Origin of the sequence: Bradyrhizobium australafricanum (genome assembly GCF_020329495.1) — a bacterium.
Taxonomy (GTDB): Bacteria; Pseudomonadota; Alphaproteobacteria; order Rhizobiales; family Xanthobacteraceae; genus Bradyrhizobium; species Bradyrhizobium australafricanum.
Window position 1 is genome coordinate 17,389 of record NZ_JAGKJL010000029.1, and the last position, 14,373, is coordinate 31,761.

Consider the following 14,373-nt stretch of genomic DNA (forward strand, 5'->3'; position numbering starts at 1 on the left):
ACCGACGATTGTTCGGCGATGACATCGGCTGCTTCACATTGGCCTGCACTTGAACTCTGCCTGCGCAGCGCCAGCGTGGCGTTGCTGCTGGTGCTTGCCGCCTTGCTGCTGACTGATTTTCGCAAGGCGCTTTCCGGGCGCCTTGCGGCCGCTTTCGCGCTCGGTTCGGCCGCGCATGCGGTGACCGCGTCGATCGGTGCCGGGCCGCCGGTCTCGGACTGGCATGCGCCACTGATCGCGCTCTCGACCGGCGATATCGTGGTGTTCTGGCTGTTCACGCGCGCGCTGTTCGATGACGCGTTTGTGCTGCGCTGGTGGCACGGCCTGATCTGGGCCGCGGTCGTGGCCTACAGCTTCGTCAATTGCATGTGGATTGCACCCGCCGGTCACGCGCGGCTCGCGATCACCATGGTCAATTCGCTCACGCTCGTGTTCGTTGCGCTCGCGGTGGGGCAAACCATCGGATCATGGTCGGCAGATCTGGTCGAGCGGCGCCGCCGTGTTCGTGTCTTCATCGTCGCCGCGTCTGCGCTGTACGGCGGATTGAACGCGCTGCTTCAGATTGCCTATGCCGGCAGCCGCGTGACCGTGGAGTGGGCCAACCTGGTGAACGCGGCCGTGTTCGCCGCCATCGTGGCCGCAATCACCTGGGCGATGATGCGCGTCGACGGCGCCGACTTGTTCACGGTGCCGGCGGAGGCCGTCGTGCTGACGAAGCCGGCCGCGGCCGAGGAGGCGGCCGACCGCAAGCTGGTCGATGCCCTGATGCGGCTGATGGCGGACGAGCGGATCTACCGCCATGACAACGTCACCATCGGCGCGCTGGCGACCCGGTTGAAAATCCCCGAATATCGTCTCCGACGGCTGATCAACCAGCGGCTCGGCTACCGCAACTTCCATGTCTTCCTGAACAACCACCGGATCGAGGAGGCCAAGGCGGCGCTCGCCGATCCCTCGCAGGCCGAGGTCCCGGTCATCACCATCGCCATGGATGCCGGCTTCCAGTCGCTCGGCCCCTTCAACCGCGCTTTCAAGGCGACAACAGGCGTGACCCCGACGGAGTATCGGAAGCTGAAGGCAAGTGCGGTGTGAACCTCCCTCTCCCACTTGCGGGGGAAGGCCGGGGTGGGGGTGCTTCCGCAAAGTACGCCCTTTCATTTTGGGGAGAGAGCCCCCACCCGGATCGCATCGTTCGATGCGATCCGACCTCCCCCGCAAGCGGGAGAGGTGAAGCGAGCCCGCTGCTAAAGTCATTGTAATCACGTCACAATTTCAGAATCGACCAGCCGCCGCCAATCTCGGCCAGCCCGATTTCCAAATACGGCGAGCGCTCTCCCGTCCCCTGCGGCCTGATCCGGCCACGCGCCCATTGCGCATTGCCGGAGGATCCCGTGACCCGTCGAAAGCTCTTTCTTATTCTCGCCGCCAGCACTGCCTTCGGTGCGCTGGCGCTGTCCGCCGCCCGCGCCCGCGATGTGCCTGAGGTCGCGACCGGCTTTGTCGCCAATGTGATCTGCTCGGAGACCTTCGTCAGCGGGCTCGACCCCAGGCGAAACCTGACCGAGACCACGGACGCGATGCCGGGGGCCGGCCTGATCACTTGGGCGATGGACACCGAGGTCGACCTCGACCGCAAGGACGTCACCGTGACGCTGTTCGGGCTTGGCCGCAGCCATGCGGTCTATCGCGAGGGCATGGGCTGCACGCTCGAACATGGCGAGACGCTGGCCGGGACTGCGCTGCCGTCCGCCGAGCGGCAGGCCGCGCTGCTGCCCGAGATCGCGGGTCCGGAGCTCGTCCCGCCGCAGACCCCGCAGCTTGCGGCTGCGCTCGACCGCGCCTTTGCCGAGCCGGCCGAGCCGCCGTTCCGCCGCACCCGCGCTGTCGTCGTGATGAAGGATGGCCGCATCGTCGCCGAGCGCTACGCCAACGGCATCGGCATCGACACGCCGCTGCTCGGCTTCTCCATGAGCAAGTCGGCGATCACGGCCCTGATCGGAATCCTCGTCCGCGAGGGCAGGCTGACGCGCGACCAGCCGGTCCCGATCGCGGCCTGGCGGAATCCCGACGATCCGCGCCACGCGATCACGGTCGACGAGCTGTTGCGCCACACCGCAGGGCTTGCGCTCGGCAGCTCGCTGCAGGCGTCGCTGGCATCCGTGCTCGAGCCGGTCAACCGCATGAAGTTCATGGAATCGGATATGGCCGCCTTCGCCGAGAGCGCTCCGCTGGAGAGCGCACCCGGTCAGGTCTGGAACTATCACGACGGCAACTACCTGATCCTCTCGCATCTGATCCGCAACGCCGCCGGCGGGCATGCGGCTGATGTGATGCGCTTCGCGCGGGAGAAGCTGTTCGGACCGCTCGGCATGCGCAATGTCGTGATGCAGTTCGATGCTGCGGGCACGCCGGAAGGATCGGGCGCGATGATGGCGAGCGCGCGCGACTGGGCGCGCTTGGGTCAGCTCTATCTCAATGACGGCGTGGCCGGCGGCAAGCGTATCCTGCCCGAGGGCTGGGTGAAATACTCGGCATCGCCGACGCCGAATGCCTGGGTCGGCTATGGCGCGGGCTTCTGGACCAATCTCGGCGACAGCTTTGGCGCTCGCTTCCGTGTCGAGCACGGCTGGCCGCGCGATGCCTTCTTCGCCAAGGGCACGATCGGGCAATATGTGATTATCGTGCCGTCGCAGCACCTCGTCATCGTCCGCCTCGGCCGCTCGCCGAACATGCCGCCCGAGGCGGACGGCGTGTTCGATCTGGTTCGCGATGTGGTTACAGCGACCTCCACAAGTCCGCGGCTCGCGGGCGGCAATTGACCGGCACGTCACACAACACCCGCGCGATCGTGAATTGAGTCTCGGCCTCCGGAATTTTCTGATGCTGTGGCGCATCTCGCGAGGAGGCGCGCCATAGTTTCTTGAAGCACGCGTCAACCGGAGACCATCATGCCGAAAGCCTACTGGATCGTGCACGTCACGGTTCACGAGGAAGCCCGCTATCCCGAATATCTCGCCGTCGCGATGCCGGTATTCGCCAGATACGGCGCCAATTTCATCGTGCGCAATGGCCCCTATGACGTGATGGAAGGCGCAACGCGCCAGCGCAACTTCGTCATCGAATTCAGGGACCGCGCCACTGCGATGGAATGTTACACCTGCCCTGAATATCAGGCCGCGAAGGCGATCCGGCAGAAATACTCGGATGGGGATTTTGTGATCATCGACGGAGCGGAGTAAGGCGCGCCGTCATTCCGGGGCATGCGAAGCATGAGCCCGGAATCCATTTCGCCACGCGGGCGATGACACCGCGCTGTTTGACTTCTTGAATTACGACGCATCCCCGCCGTCGTCGTCCCGGCGAAGGCCGGGACCCATTACCCCAAATGAGACTTGTTGCGCGACGCTGGGGCCACGATCCTGTTCATGATCAAATGCGGTGGTTATGGGTCCTGGCTTTCGCCAGGACGACAGCTGTGGGCGTGGCGTGCAGCCTGCGCCTCGACGGCCTGCTTACTGCCTTCCCAGCTGCGTCGCCTTCTCCACGCGATCGAAGCGCTCGAGCGTCAGGATGGCGTCGGCGAGCTGGTCGGCGCGCTTGTCGAGCACCGGGCGGGCCAGCGTCAAGAACTTCTGCTGCATCGCCTTTGCGTCGGGGAACGAGGTCGGCTCGCCGGAGGGATCGGCATAGAGGCGCTCATGGGTGCCGTCATCTGTCGTGATCGAGACGCGGGCGCCGAAGGGATGGGTACGGCCGACCTCGAGCCGGTCGTCCTGCACCACGTCGAACTTGTCGGCGAGCGCGTCGATGGCCGCATCGCCCAGCCGGTCGTAATCGTCCCAGCCGAAATGGCCCTGGTCGAGCGCGATCGCGCCGGTGAAGAACATCGAGAACTGGCCGCCGACCACCGAGGTCGGGTGGCGCTTGGTGGCAGCGTCGCCGGTCAGCGTGATGCCGTTGCGGTGCAGGCCGATCTCGACCTTCCTGATCTGGTCCGGCGTCAGATTGTGTTCGCGCCGCATCGCGATCAGCGCGTCGATCGCGGCGTGGGTGTAGCGGCAGCTCGGATACGGCTTCACGCCGATCTTCAGCGTCTCATAGGTGTGGCCCAAGTCCGCCACCGCCTTGTCCGGATGAGCGTCATCGGTATAGCCGACCAGAAGGCCGTGCTTGCCTTCGACCGACTCGCTCGAGCCGATGAAGTCGTTGCGCGCCAGCGTCGCGGCGATCACGCCGTTCATCGCGGCGGCACCGACCTGGTAGCGCTTGTTCCAGGCGCCGTTGACCAAAAATTGCAGCGAGCCCGCGGCCTGGCTGCCGGAGACGCCGAACGCGGAAACGATCTGCTCCTTCGACAGGCCGAACAGCTTGGCCGCCGCCGCGGCAGCGCCATAGGTGCCGGCGGTCGCGGTCGGATGGAAGCCGCGGGCGTAATGCGAGGTCGGGTCGAGTGCGTTGCCGAGCCGGCAGCACACTTCATAGCCGGCGACGATCGCGGTCAGCACGTCGCGGCCGGAGGCGCCGACCATCTCGCCGACCGCAAACGCGGCGGGCACCACCGGTGCGCTCGGATGCAGCGAGGAATCGGCATGGGTGTCGTCGAAGTCGAGCGAATGGCCGAGCGCGCCGTTGAGCAGCGCGGCGACCGCCGGGGTCCAGGTCTTGGTGTCGCCGAACACGGTGGCCTCGCCCTTGCCGTCGAGCGCCAGCACCTCCAGCATCTTCATCAGCGAGGGCGTCGATTCCGCATCGCGCCGGGCGCGGATGGTGCTGCCGAGGAAATCCAGCGTCAAAACCTTGGCGCGCTCCAGCACCTCCGGCGGAATGTCGGAATATTTCAGGTCGGCGACATAGGCGGCGAGCGTTGCGGTTTCGTGGGCCATCGTGTTTCCTCAATTTTGCGGCGCAGGGTAGGCGGGCAGGTCAGGCCTTTCAAGCCACCTTGCCGCCGCGGGCAGCTGCCATGCTCCAGATCGGTTAGCTTCAGGTCGGTTGGCTTCAAGTCATGTAACACGGGCCTTTCCTTTGATTGCGGATTACGGTGCATGAGGACCTTCGCAAAACGCATGTTCGACCAGCTCTGGACCCGCAAGACGCAGCTGGCGCTGGCGGTCCGGATCGCGTCCGCCGGCGTCGCGGCCTATACCATCGCGCTGGCGCTCAACCTGATGCTGCCGCTATGGGCGGTGCTGACCTCGCTGATCGTCACCCAGATGAGCGTCGGCCGTTCGCTGAAGGCCAGCCGCGACTACATGCTCGGCACCATCGGCGGCGCCGTCTATGGCGGCGCGATCGCGGTGCTGATCCCGCATTCCGGCGAGGGCAGCCTGCTGGCGCTGCTGGTGCTGGCGATCGTGCCGCTGGCCTTCATCGCCGCGCTCAATCCGAGCCTGAACTCGGCGACCGTGACGGCGGTGATCGTGCTGCTGCTGCCGACGATGCATCACTCCAACCCGCTGGATTCCGCGATCGACCGCGTCCTCGAGGTGACGGTCGGCGCGCTCACCGGGCTTCTGATCTCGTTCCTGGTGCTGCCGTCGCGCGCGGTCAGCCAGATCAGGGTCAATGGATCGAAGCTGCTGGAGCTGCTGTCGGCGGCGTTCGCCGAATTGCTCGCCGGCCTGACCCGCGGCCTCGACAACGACGCGCTGCACCGGATCCAGGACGGCATCGGCACCGCGGTGACCAATCTGCACGCGACCGGCCTCGAGGCCGAGCGCGAGCGCTCGATGCATCTGTCATCGGGTCCGGACACCGGTCCGTTGCTGCGGACGATCCAGCGGCTGCGACATGACGTCGTGATGATCGGACGGGCCTGTGTGGTGCCGCTGCCGGCCGATATCCAGGCGAGGCTGGCGCGGCCATTGGCCGACGTCAGCAAGGCGATCGTGACTTACATGGTGGCGGTCGCGACCGCCTTGCGCGCCGGCAGCGGCCCGGCCGACATGGCGCCGGTCGATGCCGCGCTTCATGCCTATAGCGAGGAGGTCGCCGCGGTCCGCAGGGATGGCCTGATCCGCGGCCTGCCGGTCGATGCCGCCGAGCGCTTCTACGCGCTCGGCTTCTCGCTCGACCAGATGCGGCAGAATCTCAACGACCTCAAGCGCTGCCACGGCAATTGGTGCACCAACGCCGACGCCTCCGAGAAGATCGTCGCCGAGACGCCGGAGAAGAGCGCGGCTTGAGATCGAGTAGTAGTTCAGCTTACGGCCTTGCGCAGCATCGCGGGCACGATCAGGCGGTGGAACGGCAGGATCACCGCGAGATAGGCGCGCCCGAGCCAGTTGTGGGTCAGCACCAGCGTGGTCGCGGTGATGCTGCGCTCAGCTCCCGCGGAGGCGACGTCGACGACGAGCCTGAAGTCGAGATGCTTGTCGTTGAAGCCCGCGACCAGCCGCTCCGGCGTCTCGCTGACCACCGGAAAGATCCCGATCATGTCGCGTGTCGCGCCGTCGGCTGCGCCCGAGGTTTTCAGGCCAAGCGGCGCGACGATGAAATTACGCAGGGCAAGCAGCCATTCGATCCAGCGCGGCTGCCGCGCCACCATCGCCTCGGCGGCGTGCCGCGCATCGAGGTCGGGGCGCGCGGTCGCGATGCGGAACGCGTCCACGAACTGCGCGCCGGCGAGCAGCGCGGCGGAATCCACGTTCGGCGTGACCTCGTCGACCCTCATTTGCCCAATCTGCGTGCCAGCAGGCGGAAACGCAAGACAAGGAGGGTCGCATAGACCGCCGTCCCGAGCGACAGCCCGATCCAGACACCGGCGGCGTCGAGCTTGACCCAGAAGGCGAGCGCGGAGGCCGATGCGAAGCCGATCAGCCAATAGCTGATGACGGCGAACAGCAGCGGCACCTGGGTGTCGTTCATGCCGCGCAGCGCGCCCGCGGTGGTGGTCTGGATGCCGTCGGCGATGAAGAAGGTCGCGCCGATCAATAGCAGCGCCGCGGTGAGCTGCGCGGTAGTGTCGGAGGCCTCGCCGAGGAACAGCGTCGCGATCTCGAAGCGCGCCAGGATCACCGCGAGCGTCATGACGCTCATGAAGATTCCGCTGAGCGCGATCGCGACAAAGCCGGCACGCTGCACAGCGTCGGTATCGCGGCGGCCAACGGCCTGGCCGACCCGCACGGTGGCGGCCATGCTGACGCCGAACGGCACCATGAACAGGATCGCCGCGATCTGCAGCGCGATCTGGTGCGCGGCCAGCGCCGTGGTGCTGATCAACCCCATCAGCAGTCCGGCCGCGCCGAACAGGCCGTATTCCAGCAGGAAGGCGATCGAGATCGGCGCGCCGACGGCGACCAGCTTGCCCATCAGCGGCCAGTCGATGCGCCAGACGCGGCTGAATACGTGGTACTTGCGGAACGGGCGGCGGCGCGCCGCGAACCACACGCCGGCAAGGAAGGTGCCGAGATTGACGATCGTGGTCGCAAGCCCGGCGCCGAACATGCCGAGTTCGGGCATGCCCCATTTGCCGTAGAGCAACAGGTAGACCATCAGCGCATTGGCCGGGATCGCCGCGAGCGTGATCCATAGCACCGGCTCCGGCCGGTTCACCGCGCTCATGAAGCCGCGGAGCGCGATGAACCACAGCGCCGGCAGGATGCCCCAGGCGAGACCGAACAGATATTGCTGCGCCAGATGCGCGGTGGCCTGGGTCTGGCCGAGCATAAGCAGGATGCGCTCGCCCTGGAACGGCAGCGCCATCAGCGGCAGCACCATGAAGAAGCCGGCCCACAGGCCGACGCGGAGCGCGCGCCGCATCACGCGGGGGTTGCGCGCGCCGAACGCCTGCGCGGCCAGGGGCGAGACCGCCGACATCATGCCCATGCCGATGGTGAAGCTGACGAAATACACGGTGTGCGCCAGAGCCGCGGCCGCGACGTTTTCGCTGCCGAGCCGGCCGATGAAGGCGAGATCGGTCGTCATCATCGCGATCTGCCCGAGCTGCGTCAGCGCGAGCGGCACCGCGAGCTTCAGCGTTTCCGCGAGCTCGGCCGTGAGCAGGTTGCGAGGGACGACAACGGCCGCGTTCGGCGCGGCCGGGTCGATCTTGTCGATGCAGGTCATGACGGCACGCTTAGCACGGCAAACCGGCCGGAAGGATGGCCAAGTTGCGCAAACGCGACGATCTCACGCAGAGGTCGTCGCGTCCCAGATTGTCGATTGAGATCGGAAGACCGCCTTACACCTTTCCGGATCGAGCCCGGATCACGATCGCGCGGGAATCCGCTTGATCTTGGCGCCGAGGGCGTTGAGCCGCTCATCGATCCGCTCATAGCCGCGCTCGATCTGGTCGGCGTTGTTGATGGTGGAGGTGCCCTCGGCACACACGGCGGCCAGCAGCATCGCCATACCGGCCCGAATGTCGGGCGAGTTCATCGGCGCGCCGCGCAGCCGGCTGGGGCCGGCGACGATCGCGCGGTGCGGGTCGCACAGCACGATGCGGCCACCCATCGCGATCAGGTTGTCGACGAAGAACATCCGGGATTCGAACATCTTCTCGTGCATCAGGATGACGCCGTCGCACTGCGTCGCGGTGACGATCGCGATCGACATCAGGTCGGCCGGGAAGGCCGGCCAGGGCTGGTCCTCGAGCTTCGGCACATGGCCGCCGAAATCGTCCTGGATCTTCATGGTCTGGCCGGACGGGACGACGAGGTCGTCGCCCTCGACGCCGCAGACGATGCCGAGCCGCTCAAAGCCCATCCGGATCGAGCGCAGATGCTCGACGCCGGCGCGCGCGATGCGTAGCGGCGAGCGGGTCACCGCGGCGAGCCCGATCAGCGATCCGACCTCGATATGGTCGGGCTGGATCGCGAAAGTCGTGCTGCCGAGCGTTGCCGGCCCGTGCACGATGATGGTGTTGGTGCCGACGCCTTCGATCTTGGCGCCGAGCGCGATCAGGAAATTGGCGAGGTCCTGCACATGCGGCTCGGAGGCCGCGTTGCGCAGATAGGTGGTGCCGCGCGCCGCGACTGCGGCGACCAGCGCGTTCTCCGTCGCGGTGACGCTGGGCTCGTCGAGGAACACGTCGGCGCCCTTCAGCCGCGTGGCGCGGAATTCCAGCCGGTGCGTCGCGGTGACGGTGGCGCCGAGCTGCTCGAAGGCCAGGAAGTGCGTGTCGAGCCGGCGGCGGCCGATCACGTCGCCGCCGGGCGGCGGCAGCGCGACCTCGCCGCAGCGGGCGAGCAGCGGGCCTGCGAGCAGGATCGAGGCGCGGATGCGCGCGCACAGCGCCGGATCGAGATCGGCGGCGCGAATCTCCTTGGCATGAATCTGCAGCGTGTTGCGCTCGGTCCATTCGGCGGTGGCGCCGACCGAGCGGCACAATTCGACCAGCGTTTCGGTGTCGCGGATGCGCGGCACGTTGGTCAGTGTGACCGGATGCTCGGTGAGCAGTGCCGCGGCGATGATCGGCAGCGCGGAGTTCTTGTTGCCCGACGGCTCGATGGTGCCCAAAAGGCGGCGGCCGCCTTCGACGATGTATTGGATCGGCGGCACGCGGAATGTCCCCTAACGCATCATTCAGACTGGGCCATTGGAAATTCCACAACGGAATCAACGGCCATCCGGCACCGTAACACAACTGGCGGCGCAGCTTCCACACGAAAGGTAGCGCCGCGACGGCGCCGGTCGCGCTGTCACGGAGATGTCACCCGTCAGGACGGTTGCTCGCCTCCAGGGTAATGGAAGTAGTGTGCACTGCACGATCCACGTCATTGCGAGCGGAGCGAAGCAATCCATCGCACCGCAAGCTGAAAAATGGATTGCTTCGTCGCTTCGCTCCTCGCAATGACGGTGGTGCAATACGCCGCAGGCCTCCTAGATGTCGATGGTTGCGCTGAGCGAATTGTCCTGGATGAACTCACGGCGCGGCTCGACCACGTCGCCCATCAGCTTGGTGAAGATATCGTCGGCCTCGTCGACCTCCTTGATCTTCACCTGCAGAAGCGAGCGCGCCTCGGTGTCCAGCGTGGTCTCCCAGAGCTGCTCCGGGTTCATCTCGCCGAGACCTTTGTAGCGCTGCAGCGAGATGCCCTTGCGGGCGGCGTCGGTCACGGCCTCGAACAGGTCGATCGGGCCGTGGATGATCTGCTCGGCATCCTTGCGCCGCAGCTTGCCCGCGCGCACGTAGATCTCTTGCAGCTCGGTCGCGTATTCATCGAGCTTGCGGGCGTCGGCCGAGCCGAGAAAGGCGTCGTCGATCACGGCGAATTCCCTGACCCCGCGCACGGTGCGCTCGAACTGGAACCCCTGGCCCTCCGTGAAGGTGCCGATCCAGCCGCGCTCGACTTCTTCGGCCACGGCGTCCAGCCGCTTGGCGATGTATTCGGCCGCCGAATTGGCGGTGGCGATATCGCCGGTGATCCTGGGATTGAGCACGCCCGCGATCGCGGCCTGCTCGATGACGGCGCGATTATAGCGGCTGTGCAGGTTGCGCAGCACCGAGCGGATGACCCGGGCGTCCTCGACCAGCGACAGCAGATCACGGCCCGAGCGGTCGTCGCCGGAGGCCGGCTTGAAGACGCATTCGTCGAGCCCGGTCGAGATCAGATAGTCCTCGAGGGCGCGCTCGTCCTTCAGGTATTGCTCGGACTTGCCGCGCGAGACCTTATAGAGCGGCGGCTGGGCGATATAGAGGTAGCCGCCATCGATGATCGAGCGCATCTGACGATAGAAGAAGGTCAGCAGCAGCGTGCGGATATGGGCGCCGTCGACGTCGGCGTCGGTCATCACGATGATCTTGTGATAGCGCAGCTTGTCGACCGAGAAATCGTCGCTGATGCCGGTGCCGAGCGCGGTGATCAGCGTGCCGATCTGCTCGGACGACAGCATCTTGTCGGGACGGACGCGCTCGACATTGAGGATCTTGCCGCGCAGCGGCAGCACCGCCTGGAATTCGCGGTTGCGGCCCTGCTTGGCGCTGCCGCCTGCCGAGTCGCCCTCGACGATGAACAGTTCGGATTTGGCGGGGTCCTTCTCCTGGCAGTCGGCGAGCTTGCCGGGCAGCGAGGAGACGCTGAGCGGATTCTTGCGGGTCAGTTCGCGGGCCTTGCGCGCAGCCTCGCGGGCCGCGGCGGCCTGGATCACCTTGCCGACGATCTCCTTGGCTTCCTTCGGATTCTCCTCGAACCAGGCGGCCAGCGCCTCGTTCAGGACGTTCTCGACCACCGGTCGAACCTCCGAGGACACCAGCTTGTCCTTGGTCTGCGACGAGAATTTCGGATCGGGCACCTTCACCGACAGCACCGCGGTGAGGCCTTCGCGGCAATCGTCGCCGGTCAGTGCGATCTTTTCCTTCTTCGCATTGGCCTCGGCATAGCCGTTGACCTGGCGCGTCAGCGCGCCGCGGAAGCCGGCCAGATGGGTGCCGCCGTCGCGCTGCGGGATGTTGTTGGTGAAGCACAGCACGTTCTCGTGGTAGCTGTCGTTCCACCACAGCGCCGCCTCGACGCCGATGCCGTTGGCTTCCGAACGCACCATGATCGGTGCCGGCACGATCGCCTTCTTGTTGCGGTCGAGATATTTGACGAATTCCTCGACGCCGCCGGAATAGTGCATCTCCTCGCGCTTCTCGACCGCGTGACGCATGTCGGAGAGCACGATGTTGACGCCGGAATTGAGGAAGGCAAGCTCGCGCAGCCGGTGCTCGAGCGTCGCGAAATCATACTCGATGTTCTTGAAGGTCTCGACCGAGGCGAGGAAGGTGACCTCGGTGCCGCGCTTGCCCGGGGCATCGCCGACCACTTTGAGCGGCGCCACGGCATCGCCGTGCGCGAATTCGATGTAGTGCTCCTTGTCGTCGCGCCAGATCCGCAGCGCGAGCTTGCTGGAGAGCGCGTTGACGACGGAGACGCCGACGCCGTGCAGGCCGCCGGAAACCTTGTAGGAGTTCTGGTCGAATTTTCCGCCGGCGTGCAGTTGGGTCATGATGACCTCGGCTGCCGAGACGCCCTCTTCCTTGTGGATGCCGACCGGTATGCCGCGTCCGTCGTCGTACACGGTGACGGAATTGTCGGCGTTGAGGGTGACCAGGACGCGGCTGGCGTGGCCCGCCAGCGCCTCGTCGATCGCGTTGTCGACGACCTCGTAGACCATGTGGTGCAGGCCGGAACCGTCATCGGTGTCGCCGATATACATGCCGGGGCGCTTGCGGACGGCGTCGAGGCCCTTCAGCACCCGGATCGATTCCGCGCCATATTCGGCCGGAACGGGATGCTCAGATTCGGCAGGGGTCTGCCGGGCAGGTTCAGTCATGTGAGGCCTTCGAGGATATCCGAATCAGCTGCGCAATATGAGGCGCTGATGCCGCTATTTGTGCCATGAAAGAGGGGTTGCGCCTAGCGCAAAGTCTCCATCTACAAACTATTGAATAAATAGGATTTTTTAGGTCTGTTTCAAGGCTTTCAAAGGCGGATTCCGAGGGCTTTGAAAAGCCCGATTCGGTGGCGGATTCGGAGCCCTTATCGAGGCCGATTCTGCGCCGCCAGAAACATGATGAGACCAGGCTGAATTGGAGCGACTTCGGAGGTTCGCTTCTCCCCGCTGGGCATGGGCGAACCGGGGGCGAGGGATGCTCGCGTAATTTCGGAATATTAGAATATTGTTCCTGAGTTGCCCGACGTGTCAAGCTGCTTGGTCGAACGCCTGCCGCCGCTGGCCACTTTGCATGGGGTTGTTTTCGATATTTTGGCAATGCGCTCTGCGACGGCGCCATCGCTTCAGATTGCCCTAGACTAGCCAATCAGCCGCGCCGTGTGGCGCGGCCGGATTCGACGTCGAAAATCTCCCCCCGAGGGCCGATGTCGACGAACGCCGCGGGATCGGCGCCGGTCATCCAGACCTGCGCGCCGAGCTTGGCGAGCTCGTCGAACAGCGCCTTGCGGCGGTTCGGATCGAGATGGGCGACGACCTCGTCGAGCAGCAGCAGCGGCACGATGCCGGTCATCTCCGCGACCATCGTGGCGTGCGCCAGCACCAGCCCGATCAGGAGCGCCTTCTGCTCGCCGGTCGAGGCGTCGCGCGCCGGCATGTTCTTCGGCGCGTAAACCACCTGCAGGTCGGTCAGATGCGGGCCGTCGAGCGTGCGCCCGGCGGCGGCATCGCGCGGCCGGCTGGCGCGCAGGATCTCGCGGTAGCGGTCCTCCACCGCCGTTGCAGGCTCCTGCAGCAGTGCGTTCTCCATCCAGCCGTCGAGCATGATCTCGGCGGAGGGGAAGGCCGAGGCCGCGCCGCGCTCGCGCAGCATCACGGCGAGCTTGGCGGCGGTCTGGCCCCGCGACGCGGCGACCGCGACCGCAAGCTCGGCGGTCTCGCGCTCGATCGCATCACACCAATGGTCGTCATAGTTGCGCACCTCGAGCAGCCGGTTGCGCGAGCGCAGCGAGCGCTCCAGTGCCGAGACGCGGCTGGAATGCTCGGAATCGATCGCCAGCACCAGGCGATCGAAGAAGCGCCGCCGTTCCGAGGCGGCGCCCATGAACAGGCCGTCCATCGCCGGCGTCAGCCACACGATGCGCAGATGATCGCCGAACGCGGTTGCGGACCCCACCGGTTCGCGGTCGATGCGGCAGCGCCTCGCGCTGCCGGCGTCACCGGTCGGCGGATCGATACCGGTGCCGAGCGTCGCAAGGCCGAGCGCGCCCTCGACTTCGGCCGAGACCGCCCAGGAGCCGTCGCCCTGGTTGTCTGCGATGTCCTCCAGCGTCGCGCGGCGCAGGCCGCGGCCCGGCGACAGAAACGAGACCGCTTCCATGCAATTGGTCTTGCCGGCGCCGTTCGGCCCCACCAGCACCACCATGTCGCCGGCGACCTGCAGCGTCGCCGTCCGGTAATTGCGGAAATGCGTCAGCGACAGGCGGTGAATGCGGGACGGGGTCATCTCTCTTCCTTGCCCTCTCCCCCTGTGGGAGAGGGTGGCGCCTCACGAAGTGAGGCGACGGGTGAGGGGTATCTCACAGCTCGGCAAGCTTGGCGACAATGTCTTCCAGCACCGCCCCGGGCGTCCGCAATACGTCATTGTTCCAGAAGCGCAAGACCTGAAAGCCTTCCGCCGCAAGCGCGTCAGTCCTGGATGCATCACGCGGCGACGAAGCGTGCTGACCGCCGTCGATCTCGATGGCGAGGCGCTTCTCGAAGCACGCGAAGTCGAGAATGTAATTTCGAAATGGAACCTGCCTTCGAAATTTCAAGTGCGACAGGCGCCGATCGCGCAGCAGGCGCCACATCTTCGCTTCCGCGTCAGTCGGCTCCCGGCGCATTTTCTTTGCGAAGCTGCGGAGCCGTTCATCGGTCGGGCGATGGTGCGGCGTTCGCGGCGCCAACCCCTCACCCGGCGCCTTCGGCGCCACCCTCTCCCACAAGGGGAGAGGG

General features: G+C 66.1%; 11 protein-coding genes. 4 read left to right on the top strand and 7 right to left on the bottom strand.

The features are described 5' to 3' along the window. Nucleotides 1-18 precede the first annotated feature (18 nt). From J6525_RS24515 to J6525_RS24525, 3 genes are all read left to right on the top strand, one after another. Nucleotides 19-1,092, top strand: a complete 1,074-nt coding sequence (locus J6525_RS24515; protein WP_225646628.1) for an AraC family transcriptional regulator — start codon at nucleotides 19-21, stop codon at nucleotides 1,090-1,092. A 299-nt stretch (nucleotides 1,093-1,391) separates the two neighbouring features. Continuing rightward, nucleotides 1,392-2,819, top strand: coding sequence for a serine hydrolase domain-containing protein (locus J6525_RS24520; protein ID WP_225646629.1), 1,428 nt, complete (start codon nucleotides 1,392-1,394; stop codon nucleotides 2,817-2,819). A 129-nt stretch (nucleotides 2,820-2,948) separates the two neighbouring features. Next, nucleotides 2,949-3,239 (top strand): DUF1330 domain-containing protein, encoded by a 291-nt coding sequence (locus J6525_RS24525; protein ID WP_225646630.1) that lies wholly within the window; start codon nucleotides 2,949-2,951, stop codon nucleotides 3,237-3,239. A gap of 273 nt (nucleotides 3,240-3,512) precedes the next feature. Here J6525_RS24525 and J6525_RS24530 read toward each other — a convergent pair whose 3' ends face one another. Then, the gene (locus J6525_RS24530) at nucleotides 3,513-4,883 is read right to left on the bottom strand and encodes an MmgE/PrpD family protein (protein ID WP_225646631.1); all 1,371 of its coding nucleotides are present in this window, start codon (nucleotides 4,881-4,883) and stop codon (nucleotides 3,513-3,515) included. A gap of 162 nt (nucleotides 4,884-5,045) precedes the next feature. Here J6525_RS24530 and J6525_RS24535 point away from each other — a divergent pair, with 162 nt between their 5' ends. Continuing rightward, nucleotides 5,046-6,185 (top strand): FUSC family protein, encoded by a 1,140-nt coding sequence (locus J6525_RS24535; RefSeq protein WP_225646632.1) that lies wholly within the window; start codon nucleotides 5,046-5,048, stop codon nucleotides 6,183-6,185. A gap of 14 nt (nucleotides 6,186-6,199) precedes the next feature. Here the strand turns inward: J6525_RS24535 and J6525_RS24540 are convergent, their stop codons facing one another. The 6 genes from J6525_RS24540 to J6525_RS24565 form a co-directional block, all read right to left on the bottom strand. Next, nucleotides 6,200-6,673 carry a DUF2867 domain-containing protein gene (locus J6525_RS24540; protein ID WP_225646633.1) on the bottom strand — a complete coding sequence of 158 codons (474 nt, stop codon included), beginning with the start codon at nucleotides 6,671-6,673 and terminating at the stop codon, nucleotides 6,200-6,202. Next, nucleotides 6,670-8,067 (bottom strand): MATE family efflux transporter, encoded by a 1,398-nt coding sequence (locus J6525_RS24545; protein WP_225646634.1) that lies wholly within the window; start codon nucleotides 8,065-8,067, stop codon nucleotides 6,670-6,672. The genes J6525_RS24540 and J6525_RS24545 overlap by 4 nt, the downstream gene beginning before the upstream one ends. A gap of 141 nt (nucleotides 8,068-8,208) precedes the next feature. Next, nucleotides 8,209-9,501, bottom strand: a complete 1,293-nt coding sequence (gene murA / locus J6525_RS24550; protein ID WP_225646635.1) for a UDP-N-acetylglucosamine 1-carboxyvinyltransferase — start codon at nucleotides 9,499-9,501, stop codon at nucleotides 8,209-8,211. Nucleotides 9,502-9,822: 321 nt separating this feature from the next. After that, nucleotides 9,823-12,258, bottom strand: coding sequence for a DNA topoisomerase (ATP-hydrolyzing) subunit B (gene gyrB, locus J6525_RS24555; RefSeq protein ID WP_018269243.1), 2,436 nt, complete (start codon nucleotides 12,256-12,258; stop codon nucleotides 9,823-9,825). Nucleotides 12,259-12,745: 487 nt separating this feature from the next. Continuing rightward, complete coding sequence (gene recF, locus J6525_RS24560) at nucleotides 12,746-13,882, bottom strand: DNA replication/repair protein RecF (RefSeq protein WP_057015331.1); 1,137 nt, start codon at nucleotides 13,880-13,882, stop codon at nucleotides 12,746-12,748. 73 nt (nucleotides 13,883-13,955) lie between these two features. Further along, a complete protein-coding gene (locus tag J6525_RS24565; RefSeq protein WP_225646636.1) occupies nucleotides 13,956-14,351 on the bottom strand; it encodes an endonuclease domain-containing protein in 396 nt (131 codons plus the stop codon). Nucleotides 14,352-14,373: the final 22 nt, after the last annotated feature.

Coding starts and splice junctions, on each gene's coding strand:
- recF (WP_057015331.1), bottom strand. CDS start 13,882: ATGACCCCGTCCCGCATTCACCGCCTGTCGCTGACGCATTTCCGCAAT.
- J6525_RS24545 (WP_225646634.1), bottom strand. CDS start 8,067: ATGACCTGCATCGACAAGATCGACCCGGCCGCGCCGAACGCGGCCGTT.
- J6525_RS24530 (WP_225646631.1), bottom strand. CDS start 4,883: ATGGCCCACGAAACCGCAACGCTCGCCGCCTATGTCGCCGACCTGAAA.
- gyrB (WP_018269243.1), bottom strand. CDS start 12,258: ATGACTGAACCTGCCCGGCAGACCCCTGCCGAATCTGAGCATCCCGTT.
- J6525_RS24515 (WP_225646628.1), top strand. CDS start 19: ATGACATCGGCTGCTTCACATTGGCCTGCACTTGAACTCTGCCTGCGC.
- J6525_RS24540 (WP_225646633.1), bottom strand. CDS start 6,673: ATGAGGGTCGACGAGGTCACGCCGAACGTGGATTCCGCCGCGCTGCTC.
- J6525_RS24525 (WP_225646630.1), top strand. CDS start 2,949: ATGCCGAAAGCCTACTGGATCGTGCACGTCACGGTTCACGAGGAAGCC.
- J6525_RS24535 (WP_225646632.1), top strand. CDS start 5,046: ATGAGGACCTTCGCAAAACGCATGTTCGACCAGCTCTGGACCCGCAAG.